At 66.0% G+C, this 17,483-nt stretch carries 15 protein-coding genes; 9 read left to right on the plus strand and 6 right to left on the minus strand.

Going from position 1 to position 17,483, the window contains the following annotated elements:
• The first annotated feature begins 613 nt into the window (after positions 1-613).
• The gene (locus D581_RS0117575) at positions 614-1,984 is read left to right on the plus strand and encodes an NsdA family TPR-like regulatory protein (protein WP_051114595.1); all 1,371 of its coding nucleotides are present in this window, start codon (positions 614-616) and stop codon (positions 1,982-1,984) included.
• 260 nt (positions 1,985-2,244) lie between these two features.
• Positions 2,245-2,997 (plus strand): DUF6879 family protein, encoded by a 753-nt coding sequence (locus tag D581_RS0117580; RefSeq protein ID WP_018958527.1) that lies wholly within the window; start codon positions 2,245-2,247, stop codon positions 2,995-2,997.
• 98 nt (positions 2,998-3,095) lie between these two features.
• On the opposite strand, the gene D581_RS1000000139770 is transcribed toward D581_RS0117580, so the two are convergent.
• Both D581_RS1000000139770 and D581_RS0117585 read right to left on the minus strand, forming a co-directional pair.
• Positions 3,096-3,305: a DUF397 domain-containing protein gene (locus D581_RS1000000139770; RefSeq protein WP_078625864.1), complete on the minus strand. Its 210-nt coding sequence runs from the start codon at positions 3,303-3,305 to the stop codon at positions 3,096-3,098.
• 3 nt (positions 3,306-3,308) lie between these two features.
• On the minus strand, positions 3,309-4,157 hold the full coding sequence (locus tag D581_RS0117585) for a Scr1 family TA system antitoxin-like transcriptional regulator (protein WP_018958528.1): 849 nt from the start codon (positions 4,155-4,157) through the stop codon (positions 3,309-3,311).
• A 213-nt stretch (positions 4,158-4,370) separates the two neighbouring features.
• On the opposite strand from D581_RS0117585, the gene D581_RS0117590 reads away from it, so the two are divergent.
• Positions 4,371-4,997, plus strand: coding sequence for an ATP-binding protein (locus tag D581_RS0117590; RefSeq protein WP_018958529.1), 627 nt, complete (start codon positions 4,371-4,373; stop codon positions 4,995-4,997).
• Positions 4,998-5,009: 12 nt separating this feature from the next.
• Here the strand turns inward: D581_RS0117590 and D581_RS1000000142140 are convergent, their stop codons facing one another.
• Positions 5,010-5,831: a helix-turn-helix domain-containing protein gene (locus D581_RS1000000142140; protein ID WP_486585845.1), complete on the minus strand. Its 822-nt coding sequence runs from the start codon at positions 5,829-5,831 to the stop codon at positions 5,010-5,012.
• 233 nt (positions 5,832-6,064) lie between these two features.
• On the opposite strand from D581_RS1000000142140, the gene D581_RS0117600 reads away from it, so the two are divergent.
• The 4 genes from D581_RS0117600 (at position 6,065) to D581_RS1000000139775 (ending at position 10,836) form a co-directional block, all read left to right on the plus strand.
• On the plus strand, positions 6,065-6,736 hold the full coding sequence (locus tag D581_RS0117600) for a hypothetical protein (protein WP_018958531.1): 672 nt from the start codon (positions 6,065-6,067) through the stop codon (positions 6,734-6,736).
• A gap of 92 nt (positions 6,737-6,828) precedes the next feature.
• Entirely contained in the window at positions 6,829-8,256 is a 1,428-nt protein-coding gene (locus D581_RS0117605; RefSeq protein WP_018958532.1) for a hypothetical protein, read from the plus strand.
• On the plus strand, positions 8,253-10,088 hold the full coding sequence (locus tag D581_RS0117610; protein WP_018958533.1) for a DEAD/DEAH box helicase: 1,836 nt from the start codon (positions 8,253-8,255) through the stop codon (positions 10,086-10,088). Before D581_RS0117605 ends, D581_RS0117610 begins: the two co-directional genes overlap by 4 nt.
• Positions 10,063-10,836, plus strand: coding sequence for a protein NO VEIN domain-containing protein (locus D581_RS1000000139775; protein ID WP_078625865.1), 774 nt, complete (start codon positions 10,063-10,065; stop codon positions 10,834-10,836). The genes D581_RS0117610 and D581_RS1000000139775 overlap by 26 nt, the downstream gene beginning before the upstream one ends.
• Here the strand turns inward: D581_RS1000000139775 and D581_RS0117615 are convergent.
• Complete coding sequence (locus tag D581_RS0117615) at positions 10,722-11,816, minus strand: DNA (cytosine-5-)-methyltransferase (protein ID WP_018958534.1); 1,095 nt, start codon at positions 11,814-11,816, stop codon at positions 10,722-10,724. The two genes, D581_RS1000000139775 and D581_RS0117615, sit on opposite strands and share 115 nt — an antisense overlap.
• Before the next feature lie 196 nt (positions 11,817-12,012).
• Between D581_RS0117615 and D581_RS0117620 the strand changes: the two genes are divergently transcribed.
• Both D581_RS0117620 and D581_RS0117625 read left to right on the plus strand, forming a co-directional pair.
• On the plus strand, positions 12,013-12,666 hold the full coding sequence (locus D581_RS0117620; RefSeq protein ID WP_486585846.1) for an HNH endonuclease: 654 nt from the start codon (positions 12,013-12,015) through the stop codon (positions 12,664-12,666).
• 98 nt (positions 12,667-12,764) lie between these two features.
• A complete protein-coding gene (locus tag D581_RS0117625) occupies positions 12,765-14,063 on the plus strand; it encodes a DNA (cytosine-5-)-methyltransferase (protein ID WP_026290614.1) in 1,299 nt (432 codons plus the stop codon).
• Here the strand turns inward: D581_RS0117625 and D581_RS0117630 are convergent.
• Positions 13,998-14,456 carry a very short patch repair endonuclease gene (locus tag D581_RS0117630; protein WP_026290615.1) on the minus strand — a complete coding sequence of 153 codons (459 nt, stop codon included), beginning with the start codon at positions 14,454-14,456 and terminating at the stop codon, positions 13,998-14,000. The genes D581_RS0117625 and D581_RS0117630 overlap by 66 nt on opposite strands.
• A gap of 56 nt (positions 14,457-14,512) precedes the next feature.
• Positions 14,513-17,470: a Z1 domain-containing protein gene (locus D581_RS0117635; RefSeq protein WP_018958538.1), complete on the minus strand. Its 2,958-nt coding sequence runs from the start codon at positions 17,468-17,470 to the stop codon at positions 14,513-14,515.
• Positions 17,471-17,483: the final 13 nt, after the last annotated feature.

A 17,483-nucleotide genomic window follows, 5' to 3' on the forward strand; every position in this document is an offset into this window, starting at 1 on the left:
TGACCACACCGCCGCGATGATCGACGAGCCGATGGCGGCGAGGCAGACGACGTACCCGATCTGCCAGGTCCGCTCGCTCACCGGCCAGTACCTCGCCCTCGCCCTGGTACCGGCCGTACAGGAAGGGGAGGTCGGGACGAGATCGCCCTTCCCGCATCTTCGGCGTCGTTCATCGCGGCGAGCTTCCGGAGAACCCGGGCCAGCGCTCGGACATGGCAGTGGACCTCATGCGACAGGGCGTCCGGAGCCGGAGGGTTGTCGAGGAGGTGGGTGGCCTCCAGGAGGTAGCCACGGTCAGCCCCACTCATGCCTCGCGCTCCGACCGACAGAGCGCCGGCAACGGCTACCGCCCGACGGCGCAAGGAGGCTGCCGCCTCGTCGAGTTCCGAGCGAGTGGTCGTACCGAGCCGGAAGGCGAGTACGCGCCGCACCTCGTCCTCCGTGTCCGCCTCCTCGCCTGCCGCTACCGCCCTGGGGCGGCCTGCGCCTGTCTTCATCACGTCGGTCACTAGGAATCTCCGCTCATGGCCGCTTTTGATCGCGTTCTGTGTAGAGATAACTGCGCGCCGTGCTCATCCCGGTACCGTTGGAGACAGGCGTAACCGTGAAAGCCATGAATTTCCGGGGAGTTGGTGTGCCCGTGCCACCTAGGAGCAACCGCAACTCAGGCCTTGAGAACCTCCTTGAACAGGCTGGATGGTCCCGGACGCAGCTTGCGAACGCGGTGAACCGCACGGCCGGAGAAGCGGGCCTGGCGTTGAGGTACGACCAGTCCGCCGTCTCGCACTGGCTGAGCGGGACGCAGCCGCGAGCGCAGGTCCGGCCAGTGATCGTCGAAGTGCTCGAACGGAAGCTCGGCCGCCCGGTGACTTACGCCGAAGCGGGCCTGCGCTTGCCGGAGCCGGGCCCGGCAGCGAACTCCGCGGACACCACAGACTCCCTCTTGGACCTCGGAAGGGCTGACATGGACCCCTCACGGCGCGGAGTTGTCGCAGCAGGCCTGTACTCGGCTGCCCTTGCCGTCCCTCTCTTCGCGGGTGAGGCCTACGCCGAGGAACGGGAACGTGCCGTCCGGCCGACCGGGCGCATCGGCGCGGCAGAGGTGGCGACCGTCCGCACGATGACGGACCGCATCGCGGAGATTCTCGACGAGCTCGGCGCCGGACACGCTCGTCCGATGGCCGCTGCGTTTCTCGTCAACACCGTCGCGCCGTACCTGCGGGCTTCCGCGACCGGACCGGTACGACGCGACATGCTCTCCGCAGCGTCCGACCTGACCTACCTCACCGGCTGGATGGCCATGTACGAGCGGGCTCACGGTCTCGGCCAGCAGTATTACGTGAAGGCGTTGCGCCTCGCGCAGGAAGCATCCGACCACGTGACGTACTGCCGTACGTTGCGCGGCATGAGCCTCCAGGCATCCAATCTGCGGTACGGCCGGAGGGCCCTGGAGCTCGCCGACTCGGCAGCTGAGGTGGCACCGGACGCAGGGCCTCGCTTGGTGGCCTTCCTCCGCGGCCAGCAGGCCCACGCCTCCTCGATGGTCGGAGACCGGCGCGCCGCCTTTGAAAGGCTGCGCGAGGCGGAGTCCGCGCTCTCCCGAGCCGATTCCAGGCGGCAGTCGATCGGAGGCTACGACCAGGCCGCCTACCAGTTCCACGTGGCCCACGTTCTGTACGAGACACGTGACCTGCCGGGCTCTATCGCAGCGCTGAAGACCTCACTCCGCGCGCAGCCCAAGCAGGAGAGGCAGGGGCGACTCCACGCCAATGCGGTCATGGCTCAACGGCAGTTCGAGTTCGGCCATATCGAGGAGGCTTGCACCACGTGGGGCACCTTCCTGGACGACTACGTAGGGCTCTCCTCGGCGCGCGGTGACGAGCACTTCACCACCATGCGCAAGCGCATCGCGCCGTACGGCAAGATCCGAGCCGCACGCGAGCTGCAGGAGCGGTCGCGGCAGGTGGCGGGGATGAAGGGGTAGATCGCCTGCCGATCGATTGCCGACTGCGGGTATTCAGCTCGGCTTCCACGGGCACTGAATGCTTCGGAAGGGGCGCTGTACCTGGCCGACTCGGTCATGCCGTTCATGGTCGGGTGACCGATTCGACGGCCGCGGCCGATGTTCGCGAACAGTTTCGTGAGCGGCGCGGTGATGCCGGTGATCCCCTCGGCATTCATGCGGTCCGGCGGCCAACCTTTGAACGGCGGGCGGAACACCCTTCGAAGTGAGAGGAGGCTGTAATGGCACGGCATCTGAGGCCCAGCGTCACGGGTAGCGGTGGCACGGGAAGCTCATCTGTCCATGAGGACGCGGCGAGTGGAGAGGCCATTGTTCACGGACCGCCGTCGACCGCTGCCGACGATATCGGCCAGCTCCAGCGCCTGGCCGAGGGCGAGGTGGCGGGGGTCGTCCCGCGTGAACTGTTGGTCGACTGGACGCCGAAGGGCCCGACCCGTCAGGCTCGGATCATCGGCCTGGACGAGTTCGAGGGGCTCTTCCGTACGTTTCGGCACTCGGCTTGGCGGTTGGAGGCCCGGCGACGCTTCGCCAGTGACGAAGCCACGGACACTTACAGCCAGTTCGTCGAGACCGGCAGTGTTGACTGGCCCGTGGAGGATCCGTACTGCGAGCTGATCCGTTCCCAGACCGCGCAGGGAAAGCGTGTCGAGCGGGTGCGGATCGTTGATCAGCCGCCGACCACAGGACAGCTTTACCTCCTCAACAACGCGAAGCGGAACAGTGGTCTGGGGGAGGACATTCGGAACGTATGGCGAGTGGATGCCGATCGTCTCCAACTCCCGGCCGACGACTACTGGCTGTTCGACAGTCGACTTGCCGCGAAGCTCCGCTTCGACGACGAGGACCACCTCGTGGACGTCGAGTTGATCACCGAGCCGGCTGAGGTCGTCCGATACTCCGTCATCCGTGATGCGGCATGGCACCACGCCGTGCCGTACGAAGAGTTCACGGCGAAGCTGAGCGACAGCGGGTAAGGGCAGAAGGCACAGACGCACGGAACGCGCCCGCATCGCATCCCGAAGTGCACCCGCTGGGTCGGCAGATCAATTGTCAAGGCGTGATCAATAACGGTTCATGCCTCAAGGTGTCCATCCTGAAGGGCCGACACGAAGGAAGCCCATGAGGTCGGCCGGAAGAGCAGAGAGCCCTCTTCGACGGCTTTCGAGTCGCGTATCGCCGTTGCCTCGCTGAGGCGCGCGGCTTCTACGCATTCAGTTGTATTACCGCCGCTGTGTGAGGATTTGAACCAGATCGGGGTGTCGCTGGACGAGGTGGAAGGCATGCTTCAGATCTCCTTGCAGACGCGTTCGATCACAGCTGATGACGCGCCCATGTCCAGCGCTTGCGCGCGCAGGTAGTCGAACGCGAGCCGGTACCGGTCGAGTTCGTGGTCCTTCTCCATGAAAACAGAGCCGACATGGAGATCTACGTAGACGACATCGAGCGAGGGTTCCGCCCCTCCCAGGATGACGAAGCTTCCCAGAGCCGCCGCGTGTGCGCCCTTGGAGAACGGGAGGACCTGGAGGGTGACGCCCGGCGACTCGTTCGCCCTGAGGAGGTGATCGAGCTGCTCCCGCATGATCGCGGGCGAGCCGACCACGCGTCGGATGACCGACTCGTCCAGGATGGCCCAGAGGTGCGGAGGACGTTCTCGGGCGAGGATCTCCTGGCGCTTCATACGGATGTCGACGAGCCGTTCGACTTCCTCTGGCGCCAGGCGCATCTCGTTGGCCTGCTGAATCGCGGTGCTGTACCCCCGCGTCTGCAAGAGTCCTGGTACGTACATGCAGGAGAAGTGGTCCTCGCGCGCCGCCTCGTCTTCCAGTGTGAGGAGGAGGTTCATGTCGGCGGGGATCGAATCGCTGAACGGCCCCCACCAGCCCTGCCGTTTCGCGTCCTTGGCGAGAGCCACGACTGTGCACCGCTCGGCCTCCGTCGCGTCGTACTGTCGGCACAGGGCGTCGACGATGGGCCACTTCACTGGGCCCTCCTGAGTCTCGTACCGACTGACGGTGGCCTTCGATACGCCCACCAGTCGGCCAGCTTCCTCAAGGGTCATGCCTTTGCTTGCTCGCAGCTTCCGCATCATCGCGCCGAGCTGGCGGCGACGCGTGGTGGTCGTCCTGACGGGCATCGAAGGCTCTTTTCCTGGCTGCAAACCACGGGCTGCGCGTGCAACAAGGCTAAAGCCAGGCGAGGTTAGGCACGGTGGATTCACCCGATCGAGGTCTGTGAGAAGTTACATGGCGAGACTTCTCGCTGACATACTCAACCTCGGAACACTACGCAGCGTCGCCGTTCGGATGCGGTGGGCGCGGATCCGTCCTGGTGTGAGGGGAGAGTCGGCATGTGTCACTGCGAGGGCGAGGATGCCTGTCATCGCTATGTGGTGCCGTTCGAAGCGGCGCCGGCCCAGCTGTCCGAGCTGCGCCGGGCGGTGAGATCTCAGCTCGGCTCGTGGGGTGCGTCAGCCGTGACGGAGGAGGCTGAACTCGTCGCTACCGAGCTGGGAGCCAACGTCATCAAGCATGTCGGTCGGGACGTTGCCGCCTCGCTCGTTCTTGAACTGAGGGAGGGGCGAGTCCGGCTTGAGGTCCATGACCGGAGTCCTGCCCTGCCCGCAGCGCCTTTGGGTGAGGCCTGTGCGGACAGTGCTGAGAGCGGTAGAGGTCTGCACCTCATCGCTGCGATGGCGCACGACTGGGGGGCAGTCCGCACGTCAACCGGGAAGGTCATCTGGTGTGAGCTCTCCTTGAAGCCGGCAGGGTGCGAGGCCCGCGTGGGGCGTGTGGCCGCGGTGCTGTCGGTGTACGGCCAATGCGGCAGCACCTCTAGCCTCCTCGACCTTGCCGCGCTTGACGACACGGTTACCGACGTCATTACTGACCTCCTCCATTGGCTTGCTGCCCAGGGAGGAGACCCGAGCGGCGCCCTTGGCCGGGCTCAGATGCACTACGACGCCGAGGCGGCCTGAGGTGACAGGAAGTCAAGCTCGGTCCTCCTGAGCCGCCGCTGCGAGCAGGAGGCCGGCGTCCGCGTACTGCTCGCTGTTGTGAAGTGCGGACGCGATATTGAGAACCGCCTGTGCGTCGCGACGGGCTGCGTTCGTGATCACTTGATCTGCCGCTTCCTCCATGCCCGCCGCTCGGCATTGACCGACGAAAATCTGGACATCACGGGCAGAGAGCGTGGTCGCGGCGCTCCACATCATGATGTCGGCGTCTCTCGACCGGCCAGCGGACAGGCTCTCGGCGAGCGTTCTGATCTCAGGCCAGGCGGCGTCAGCAGGTGTAGTGAGGTGCCGGTCCCCCCCTCGGAAGGGGACCGGCACCTTTGCTTGTGCCGATGCCCGCGGAATGCTGTGGCGCAGAGTCGAAAGCCGGACACGGGGTCGGCGCGGTCGGCGGCGGACGGGCTTAGGGGCCGGCGAACCTGTCACCGTCGGCTGAGGCTCAGGGGAACTGGTAGCGGCTTCGGGCGAACCGGCAGCGCAGCAGTCACAGTGCTTCACCAGCGCTTTGTCACGGAGTTCCAGCAACAAGGCCAACGAACAGGGCATCGGTCTCGATGACGTGGCCGCCTCGTCATCGATGATCTTGTAGAGCTTCTCGACGTGCTCGGCTTCGGGAATCCGGCCCCCGTTGAAGTGGTTCGAGAGCGATGTCGGAGCCAGGTACACGTCCTCTGCGATCTGCGCCTGAGTGCGGTCGCTGACCTCGCGAACCTTTCGCAGCATCAGAACGAAGGCGCGTTGAGCGGGGGAAACCGAGCTGCGCAGCTCTTTCCACTTGTGGGATCTCTTCGGCAATCTCTGCTCCTCAAGAGCGCAGCCGGGCCACTAGTACAGGTCAGTGCGATTGTCCGTGCCACGGTGCGGCTGGGGAAGCGGAGGGGGTTTTCCGTCTGCCCTCGAAACTCCGTCAGGGCTGGCACTGGGGTGCCCACAACCTCCATGGTGTTTCTCACGAGGACCCTCGCGGACTTGCCGCTCGGGACTCGACGCCTGTCGAAGCACCTGAAGTCTGAAGCGAGGAGACCCTGATGACTCTGCCGTCGTGGACGGACCCCAAGTTCGGCACCATGAAGCGCGCCGCCTTGTGGCTGGTCACCGTCGTAGGCGAGGGCAACGTCTTCACGAAGGAAGACGTAAAGGGCGCCTTTCCGGGGGTGAGTCAGGCCGATCGGCGGGTGCGAGATCTCCGCGACCACGGCTGGCAGATCGATACCAACCGTGAGGACGCGGGCCTGGGGCAGCACGAGCAGCGCTTCGTGAAGCCGGGGCTTCCGGTCTGGGAACCCGGCAAGGCTGCGAAGTCCGGGACCTCCGTCACACAGACGCAGCGCCGGGATGTTCTAGCGCGCGACGGACACCTGTGCCGTTCCTGCGGAATCGCCCCCGGAGAGGTGTACGTCGGCAGCTACGAAGCCGCACAGCTGGACATCGCCCGCCGGGTGGTGAAGCAGCCGGCCGGCGGCGAGCAGGTCGAGCTGGTCGCGGAATGCAAGCGGTGCCGTGTCGGTGGCCGTGGGCAGGCAGCCGATCTGAGTGCGATTCTGGGCCGCGCGGGCCGCCTTGGGTCGTTGGAACGCGGCCTTCTCCTGCGCTGGATCGATCAGGACAAGCGCGAGTTCAGCGCCGCCGAAGAACTCTGGGCCGTCTACCGGACGCTTCCGGCTGAGTCGCGGGCCAAGTTCCGTGAGGCACTGTCCTAGCCCGCTTGTACGTGACGGACGACGAACGACCCGCGCTGCCACGCTGACCGGCGCCTGAGCTGCTTCCCCTGAGCACAGAAAGAGAACTGACGATGAGCAAAGACTTCGGGCGCCCGCCTCTGGCCGCCGAGAACCAGGACCTGGTGGAGAACCGTTTGAAGGAGCTGCTCGACGCCGGCGGTGTCCAGGAATCGCTCCGCATCGAATGGCGGGGCCAGCCGACCCAGGTCGAAGTCATCAATATGCCGGTGCACATGCTGTACTACAACCCGGGTACGCACCGGATCCGTGCTCAGCGCACCCACGACCCGGTTCGCGACCGGGGTCTGGACGAGGACGCGTTCAGCACGGACAGCCAGGAGTACCTCCACTTTTTGCTGAAGGCGCTGCCGTCAGACCCGTCCAAGCGGGACCCGGACTTCGACGCTCTCCTGGAGAGCCTCCGCGATTTCAAGCAGAACGACCCCGGGCTCATCACGCGGGACGGCATTCTCGTCAATGGCAACACCCGGCGGGCAGCGCTCAAGGACCTGGGTGAAGCCAACATCCGAGTCGGAGTCCTCCCTTCTTCCTGCACGTGGGACGACATCAACCGAGTCGAGCTGGCGCTTCAGCTGCGTAAGGACCATCGGCGTGACTACTCCTACATCAACCGGCTGCTGGCCATCGACGAGCAGATCGGCCTGGGCCGTACGGTTGCCGACATCGCCCGGGAGTTCCGGACGACCGCGCGCGTCTGCGAGCAGGATCAGTGGATTCTCGCGACGCTCAACGACCTGGTCGAGCGGAGCAGGACCGGCGGTGCGCAGTTGCGGCTGCTCGACTTCGAAGACCACCAGGAGAAGCTGAAGGAGCTTCACCGGCGTTGGGTCAAGGAGTCGGCGTCCAGCCAGGAGAAGGCTGACCTGATGAAGGAGAGCCGGCTGACCGCGATCATCCTCGGATTCTCGAAGACTGATGTACGGCTCATCGAACCGGACTTCAAATCGCGGTACCTCGACACCCGTCTCCCCGAGGCCGTCAGGTCTCAGGTGCCGGCCGCCGCTCCTGCCGCGACGGTGGCGATCCCGGGGCTGAACCGTACGGTTCGTGCTGCTGATCCCAAGGTCGCCGAAGCGCGTGCGCTCACCGACTCCGTTCTCAGGGTGAAGGCGGTGGAGGCCGCGGGCGACAATGCCTCGCTGGAACAGGTCGCCGAGGCTGCCAAGACCATCACGGCAGTGAAGGCGGCAGTGGAAGAGGCGCTGGAGCCTGCGGGAAAGGATGCCCGAGTCCGGAAGCGGAAGCAGGCTGCGCCTGACCGGATCGTGGATGCCTGCCACGACATCGACCAGTGCATCACCGACCTCGTCCTTTCCCGCGCTTCGCGGAGTCTCGACGAGGAGATCTTCGACGAAGCGGTACTCAAACTGCGCGAGAGCCTGGGCAAGCTGGCGGTGGAGGCGGCCCGCAGCATCAAGGAGCCCGGGGACGGGGTCACCTGGCTGCTCGATGCCGCACGCAAGGAGGACGGGGCGTGACGGTCCGGGCAGAACCGTCTCTGCGGATCGCCTTCGACGTGACCCGTACACGTGCGGTCCTCCACGCTAAAGAGGGGCGTCAGTCTGATCTTGCCCAGTTGGCTTCCAGGTTTCCCGGTGGCGGTCAGAGAGGCCCGCTGTCCGCGGAAATCGAGCTTGAGGCGTTTCTGGTCGGCCTTGGCGAACTCGGGACCTGGCCATCGCCCGAGGACGTCGAGTGGGATGACGAACTCGCCCAGTTGGTGGGCGGGGTCCTGGATGACGCGGACGCTGCTCAGCAACAGCTGGAGGGGGCCGGCGGCGGCTCCCACCAGACCATCACTCACGAGGAGATTCCGGCCCTTCTCGGAGCTCAATGGGCCGCGCCGCTCACTGATTTCCAGCAGCGTGACATCGCCCGGCTGCTGTCCCTCCGCCACGGAGCGAACTTCAGTGTGCCGGGGGCTGGCAAGACCCGCGTGGGGCTAGCGGTCTTCGCCGCGATGAGAGAGCGCGGAGAAGCCTTCAGACTGCTCGTCGTGAGCCCCAAATCGGCGTATGAATCATGGGAGTTCGAGAACTCCGTCTGTTTCAAGGAGCCGCTCCGCTTCGGTGTGATGGGCAGCAGCCCCGATGCCACAGCGGAGATCATGGTGATCAACTATGAGCGGCTCGACCGTTCGCTGGCGGCCCTGGCCTCCTGGCTGCGAGCAGCGCCGTCGATGGTGATCCTGGACGAGGCGCATCGCATGAAGCTGGGAACGCGGGGCATCTACGGTTCCGCCTGCATGGCGCTCGGACCGCTCAGCAGACGCCGCCTCATCCTGACGGGTACACCGGCGCCCAACGGTGCCCGGGACCTGGAGAACCTGCTCTCCTTCGTCTGGCCCGGGCACGGTCGCCGCGTCGTCACAGGGGCTGTGGCCGGCGGCGACCTGGCGTACGCGAGCCAAGTGCTGCGCCCGTTGTTCACCCGCACCACGAAATCTGAACTCGGGCTGCCGCCCTTCGACCCGAAGATCCGGTACGTCGAGATGCCCAGCCTGCACCAGGAGATCTACGACGCACTTGTGGGCCGGTATTCAGCTCGCGCGGAGGCGACGCGGGACGACTTCGATGCCTTGGGCAAGGCCATGCTGCGGCTTCTGATGGCGGCGACGAGTCCCGCGCTGCTCGCTGAGGGCACCAGCCGGTACGAACCGCTGACCTATCAGGTACCGCCGCTGGATGTGCCGCACGGGGACTCCCTCTACACCTTGATGAGAGACCTGCCCAGCTACGAATTGTCCCCGAAGTATCAGGAGGCTCTCAGCATCGTCGCGGCCAACGCTGAGCAGGGGAGGAAGACGCTGGTCTGGACGACGTTCGTGCGCAGCCTCAGCACCATGGAGCGGATGTTCGCGGGCTACCAGCCGGCCGTGGTCCACGGAGGAACCCCCGACCGGGCAGAGGAGATCCGCCGTTTCCGTGAGGATCCTGACTGTTCGGTGTTGTTGTCCAATCCGGCAACCCTGGGAGAGGGAATCAGCCTTCACCATGTCTGCCACGACGCTGTGTACGTGGACCGGGACTTCATGGCGGGCCGATTCTTGCAGAGCCTGGACCGTATTCACCGGCTCGGGCTCGCGCCAGGAACGGAAACCAATGTCACGGTGCTGGCTTCGCGCGGAACGGTGGACGAGGTGGTCGCTCTGCGCCTCGAACAGAAGCTGGAGTTCATGGGCAGGATCCTTGATGATCCATCTGTCCAGCAGCTCGCTGACCTTCAGGAGGAGGCTCCGGTCGCTGGAGGGATGGACATGGCGGACGTCCGAGCGCTGCTGAGGCATGTCGATGTTGTCGCTGCCCGGTGACGGCACCCGCGAGGCGGCACTGCGCTGGCTGAGATATCTGCGGATCGCTGACGTCCCCCGGGTGCGCACGCTCTTTACCCATCACCCTCGCTACGCCGACCTCACCCCTGTCCAGTACGCCGAGGCTCTGGAATGGCTGCGCCGGACGGGCCTGATCACCGCAGCAGACCTTCCGGTCGTAGATGTCGGTGATCACTCTCCGCTGAACAGCGCCGTGGTTCCCCGCCTTTTATGGAAAGCGGCCGATGACGAAAAGAGGAGAGCGATCGGCACCGCGGGGGAGAGGGGTCTGCTTGCGCTTCTGCGGAAAGCGGGCCTGACGGCGGTGGAGCACGTTTCAGCGGTGTCTGACGCCTTTGGGTACGACATTGGCGCCACGACCCCGTCTGAAGAGCGGATACATATTGAAGTGAAGGCGACGACGGACCCGACCCGCCTCGTCGTCCACCTGACGCGCCATGAGAGTGAGGTGATGAACGCCGACCCTGGATGGGTCATGGGCGCTGTCCTCGTAGGCGAGCAGGGGGAGGCGCTCAGCGTCGCCACCGTGAGCCGGTCGTGGCTGCTCTCAGCTGTTCCGCATGACCGGTCGTCCCGCGGCAGGTGGGAGTCAGCCCGGCTGGTCGTGCCCTCTCAGGCTCTGACGCCCGGATTGATCATGGAAGGCGGGAAGAGTGTGCTGTCCGGCACATCGTTTGGCTGTCGTGGGGTCTGGGGCATGCGGGGTCGCGAAGTGGTGCCCGTCTGACTAAGAGCGGCAGCCAGACTTCGGCCCACCGCTTCCGCCACGGGCGGCGGGAAGGCGTTGCCCACCTGGCGGTAGACGGAGGTCTTGTTGCCGGCGAAGTACCAGTCATCCGGGAACCCCTGCAGCAAGGCCATGTGCCGGACCGTGAGCCGGACGGGAAGGGCGGTACCCGGCTGCGGGGGATCATCGGCGACGCTGGATCCGTTCACACCGAGTTGCGCCCATGCCTTCCTGGCGCGAGACGGTCCGAGGTCGGCGCCGCCGTGCTTTCGGGAACCTCCGCAGATCGTGGGTGCGATGGTCATCGCACCGTCGGCCCACTGCCGGGCCAGTTCCCAGCCGGCGGAAGCCATCGACTCATAGAGGACGCTGCCCACCGCGGGCGCCGTCTCGGGGCTGCTGGTCGGTGAGGGCCAGCGGAATCGCTTGAACACCTCTGGTCGCATGGCCACCAGGACGGCACGGGGCCGCAACTGCGGAACCTCGTAGTCGCAGGCGCGCAGGAGCCGCCAGTCGGCCGTGTAGCCCAGGCGCGTCAGTACGCTGATCACGTCCGCGCGATAGGCGGCGAACTTCGCCTGAAGGATGCCTTTGACGTTCTCCACCATCACCGCGCTCGGGCGAAGCTCGCCGGTGAGCCGGAGCAGGTCGGGGAACAGGTCCCGTTCGTCCGCAGGTCCCCGCTGCTCACCCGCCAGGGAGAAGGGCGGGCATGGCACTCCTGCTGCCAGCAGTCCTACTGGCTGGTCGTTCACGGTGAGGTCTTTCGCTGAGATGTCACGGACATCGGATTGCGTGATGTTCCAGCTGGGCCGGTTCAGCCGGAGCGTCTGTGCCGCGTCAGGGTCCAGCTCGACGAGAGCCGTGTGCTCGAAGCCCGCACGTTGCAGTCCCAGGGCCTGTCCTCCCGCTCCTGCGCAGATCTCGATGCAGCTGGCCGTGGCGGGCGGCAGGCTCTGGCCAGCGGTCCTGGTGGTCATGTAGGTCCGATCTTCCGGTGACGGGCGACGCTCCACCCAGAGAGAGCTTGCCGCCACTTGCCGCGGCAAGTGGCGGCAAGGTAGCCTCGTCACTCGAAAGAGTTAAGTCCGTTCGCGCGTTCGAATTTTATGGAGGAAGTACATGGCGTCTGATGGTCTGGACTGGCGTGACGGGTCACTTGGGGCCAGGGTCCGGGTGGCGCTGTGGTTGCGCGATGAGGTCGGCGTCGGGAACGTCTTCTCGAAAGCGGCGCTGCGTGCCGCGATCACCGGTACCGAACAGGTCGACCGCAGGATGCGTGATCTCCGACCCGCTGGCTGGGTGATCAGGACGAACCAGGACAAGCCCAGCCTCCAGCCCGAGCAGCTCTTTCTTGAGGAGATCGGGGCGCCGGTGTGGGAGAAGGAGTACCGGGCGGCCGGGCTGCGCCAGATCAGTGCGAAGACGAGGCGCTTCGTTCTTGAGCGGGACCTTCACCGGTGCCGCCGGTGTGGGGTCGGCGCGGCGGAGGCCTATCCGGGCGAGCCGGGTTCCGCGGCCCGGCTTACCCTCGGACATGTTAATCCGCATGCTTCAGGCAGCTCCGCGGGGGCTGAGGATCTCCTCACCGAGTGCGCGCGCTGCAACGAGCTGGTCAAGAACCTCACTGGTGTGCAGATGGACGCTGGTCAGGTGTGGACCAGGGTCAAGGCGCTGCCCCTCGCGCAGAAGCGTGAGCTGATGGAGTGGATGGGGGCTGATGCCCGGCCGCTGCGGCCAGTGGGCCGCGCCTGGGGTATGTACAGGCAACTGCCTGCCGTGCTCCGGGACGAGATGAAGAACGATCTGCGGGACCTGATGGACAGCTGAACGGGTCGCAGGGGGCGGGGCTCGTCTAGGGGGACTCCTGTTGTCACTGGCGGATGCGACACTTGCGTGTCTGTATCAGTCGCACCAGGAGGAGCCTCGTGGCCCCTAGTGATCGTCCGCTGACCTCCATCGAGATCTGCGCAGGGGCCGGCGGACAGGCCATCGGCCTCCACCAGGCAGGCTTCAAGCATCTCGCGCTCGTGGAGATCGATAAGCATGCGGTGGAGACGCTGGAATGGAATATCAAGCGCCGGGAGAAATGGGGCTGGGAACGGGAATACTGTGATGTAATTTCTGATGACGTCAATAATTTTCGGCCCATTCCGTCGGAGGATAGTCGCGACGCTGGTCTGAATAAGCCGATCAAATTTCTTGGACGGCAGCTGCGACGCGGCGAGCTCGACCTCCTTGCTGGTGGCGTTCCCTGCCCGCCCTTCTCGCATGCTGGTAAGCAGCTGGGGAAGGATGACGAGCGAGACCTCTTCCCGCGAATGCTGGAACTGGTTGACGAGCTGCACCCTAAAGCGGTGATGATCGAGAATGTCCGTGGGATCAAGGACGCAAAATTTGTGGACTACCGGACTTATATTGAGGCGCGCCTGGCGGGCGGCCGGGCGAAGAGGCCGGAAACTGGGCTTGAGGAAGATTTCGCTGGCATGGGCTACGAAATCTGCGAGTGGGAAGTCCTGGAAGCTAGCAATTTTGGGGTACCCCAATTGCGTCCGCGTGCAGTTCTTGTAGCCATCCGCGCAGATGTGCTCGGTGATATCAAATTTGTTTGGCCTAGTCCTGTGGGGGACGTGTGCAGCGTCTTCCATGCTCTGGAGAAGAGCATGGAAGAGCGTTATGCACCGTACATTTCGATGGGTGGCAAAACTGGAGCGATCGCCCAGGCTTCACTCGACCGCTGGATGGACAAGGCATTCAAGGCCCGGGCGAAGAGAGATGGGGGAATCGCTCCGACCTTGGTCGGGGGCTCGAAGAAGCACGGTGGGGCTGACCTCGGCCCCAGTAGGGCCAAGGCTGCCTGGGAGACTCTCGGAGTCTCCGGTATGGGAGTGGCAAACAACCACGAGCAAGGGGAAAAGAAGAAGAGCCAGGGGCGGGATCTGTTCGGCCCTGACGGCCCCATGCTGACGGTGGAGCAAGCGGCAATCATCCAAGGATTCCCGGAGGAGTGGGAGTTCACGGGCGGGAAGACCGCCCAGTATCGGCAGATCGGAAACGCCTTCCCGCCCCCTGTCGCCGCCGCGGTAGGCCAGGCGATCGCGGACGTGCTGCGCGCGGCCGACGAGCGTGATGCCGAGAACGGCGCACCTCAGCAGACGCCGCTACCCGAGCAGGTCGTTCCGGCGCTCGCGGACAGCGCTGATGATCGACAGGGCGCAGGCGTCTGAGCTCTGGTGCTCCCAGAATCGCAGGACGAGCCAGCCGGCGGCGGAGAGCCGCTGGTCGGTATCCCGGTCACGGGCGACGTTCTTGGCTACCTTCTCCGACCAGTAACCCGGGTTGGTCTTCGGGGAAACGTAGTGCTCCGGGCAGCCGTGCCAGTAGCAGCCATCGATGAAGACAGCCACCTTCGCTGGACCGAAGACCATGTCAGCGGTCCGGCGAAGGTCAGGCAAGGGCCTTGCGGCCACCCGATAGCGCAGACCGTTCGCATGAACGAGCCTGCGGACCAGACGTTCCGGTTTCGTATCCCTGCTCCGGATCGCCTGCATGTTCCGCCGCCGCGCGGCCGATGATGCCCACGAACCCTCTGGAGGGGTCCATTCATCTGGCTGGGGCACCACTGCTCGCTCCTTACCGGTCCGCCTGAGCTGGCACGCCTGAGGTCTGATCTCCGTTATCTCACGGTGTTGACGACAGCATCACCTGGGCGGGATGAGTCGATGGCACGGAACCGGACGCTGGTCATCTGATTACGCGCCGAGCCGACGGCAGGGATCAGGGCAGCTGCCAACACCACCTTCGCCGGATCGATAGCCCCGTCCGTCACCAGGTTCGCTGGGGCTCCAAGGGCGGGGTCCACCGTTGGGTAAAGGAGCAGCGCGCCGCGTCGTGGCTGGTGGAACTGGGTGGCGAACGGGTCGTCTTCACAGAGTGGCCGACGGCCGGCGATCCGTTCGGCTGACTGACGATGAGAGACGCCGGAGATGCGGTTGAACACTCCCAACGCGTTGCGCTTGCGCTGTACGAGAGTGAGCGCCTCGGTTCCAGGCAACTCCGCCCGGACACTGGTGGCGCCGGAGGTCTGGGGGAGGATCAGAACCCAGTCATCCGTCGCGCAGCCGGCGTCGCTGGCATCGCTCAGGTACTCCATGTGCGGGGCGAGCAGATCGGGCCGGCCCCAGACCAGTTCCCTCATGACGCCGAGCAGTTGGCTGTGGCTGAGCACGGCGGTCCTGGCCGGATAGCGGATGTAGCTGCCCTGGTCTCCCTCGGACAGGGTGACGAACACCTGAGGGTCAGGATCCAGTGACGCCAGCACCGGCCGCCACACCTCCGCGTTGTGGCGCAGGTCCGCCGCGGCGGTCGGGTAGGCCGTCGGTTCGACCCACTCGCCCGGGGAGCGGATCTCCACCAGCTCCGCGTTGAACATCTTGTTGCGGGCGGAGGGCTTCAGCCAGGACAGGTGCTGGGAGACCAGGGGCGGGATCTGGGCCGGAGTCACCTGCGGCTTGCCGTCGATCAGGGTGGCGTAGCGGGTGAGCTGGGCGCGGAACGTCTCCTCGTCGCGGCAGATCGCCTCGAAGGCCTCGTACAGGTCGACCGTTTTGGTCCTGCCCGCAGGTTCCGCACGGCCGATGTAGAGGCGTACCAGGTCGCGGTAGCCGGGGCGGAAGCCGAACCAGCGGCCCATCTGCATCAGGGTGTCTGCCTGCTGGGTTCTGCGGCGGTAGTACGTCACCGTCAGGCCCTCGACCGTGAAGCCGCGCGAGAGCTTCGTACCGCCGACCAGGATCTTCCACACGTGGGGGGTCCGGTCGAAGTCCAGCTCGGGCTGGTCGTAGTCGCGTTCGGTGTCGCCGTTGACGACGAGCACCGGCGTTCCGCCCGAGTTGATCAGTTGGCGGGCGCGGGAGACGTGCGGCCTCAGTTCCTCGTACGAGGCGGGCGTGGGCAGCCCGTCGTCGGCGAAGCGCTGGAAGTCCGAGGTGAAGAGGGCCGCCAGGCGGGCGTGGCCTTCCTGGCTCGTGTAGCCGGCCTGGTGCCATATCGAGCTGATCCGCAGGGCCAGGGCGGCGTGCTCGGCCATCCGGACGGACTCGTGGACGAGCATCGTGTGGTGCCGGAAGCGGCTCTCCAGAGACGGGTCGTGGGCCGCGCGGTACAGCTTCAGCGCGCCGGTGAGGACGAAGGCGTCGAGGGCCTCCGCGAGCCGGTCTCCGTCGGCGTCGTCGTAGATGCCGCGTACGTGTGCCCGCTCGGCGCTCCCGACGGTCGACTCGTCGGTACGGTCCAGGTCGTGGAAGTCCTGGACGCCCATGTAGCCCGTCGGGCGCGGCAGGGATATCAGGAAGTCGCGCGGGAAGATGTCCTCACCGTCGCACGGGTCGACGAAGACGTTGGCGAACGGCGTCGCGGTGTAGCCCACGTACTGGGCGCGGGGGAGGAGTCCCAGCAGTTCGGAGATCTGGCGGTTGATCGCCGTGCGGGTGACCTTGCCCTCCTCCCACTTCTTCGGGTCCGTCGTGTTGACGGACGCCTGGTCCGACTCGTCGTCGATGATCAGCGTCGGGATCTCGGAGAGCAGCGGGCCGCCGATCTTCTTGAGGTCCTTGATGAGCTTGCTCAGGACGGACTTGTTCTTCTTCACGACCATCACGCGGGCGGCGGCGCGGTGGAGGTTGTCCGGCACGTGCAGGGGCTGTGTACGGACCTGTTTGTCGAATTCGAGGGCGCGGATCCCGGTGGCGAGGCTCTGGTAGTCGTCGTCCCGGGTGGTGAGGCGCTCGATGTCGAAGGCGCCGAGCGTGGACGGGCGGCCGTGGTGGCTCACGAACTTCTCCGGCCAGTCCTCGTCGTCCTGGTAGTCGACGCCGATCAGGGCTTCCGGGTCGTCGGGGTCCGCGCCGCGCAGGATGTTCTCCTGGCCGATCAGCTCCATGTCCAGGCGGCGCTGGGTCTGCCCGCGCAGCAGGTTCAGCGTGCCGCCGAGGACGATGACGAGGCGGTAGCCCGCGTCGATGGCCTTCGCCGTGACGCCCGTGAAGTTGGCGGTCTTGCCGGACTGGACGTATCCGACGACCAGGCCCCGGGCGCCGTAGGCGTCGGGGCGCATCGGGTCCGCGAGCCGCTCGACCACGGCGTGGCTCGCCTCGTCGAGGCCCGTCACGGCGGCGTCCGACCAGCCCTTGCGGCGCAGGAGTTGTTCGTAGGCGGTCCAGTAGAAGGACCGGACCGCGGCCGTGTCGCGGGAGTACCAGGAGGTCGGCGTGGTGCTGATGATCGTGGGGCCGGGCTCCTTGAACACCGGGACCGCGTGGTCCAGCACCTTGCGCAGGTCGGCGTCGAAGCCGAGGCGGTCGTACGCGTCCGCTCGCCGCTCGTCCGTACGGGGCGGGGCCGCGGACCAGTCCGCCTTCTCCGCGAGGTCCCAGGCGGTGAGCGTCCGGTGCCACAGCGTGGTCAGTTCGTCGCCCGGCCCCGAGGCCGCGACACGGTCCCGGAACCGGCTCTGTTCGGTGTCGGCGGGCTCTTCCTCGTCGGCGAGGGCGAAGGCGAGCCTGGCGAAGTCCCTGGGCCCCCTGCGCATCGCGGCGAGGACGTCGCCATGGAGGTGGAGCAGGTGGTCGGTCATGTGGCGGATCTCT

It is taken from the genome of Streptomyces sp. CNB091, assembly GCF_000377965.1.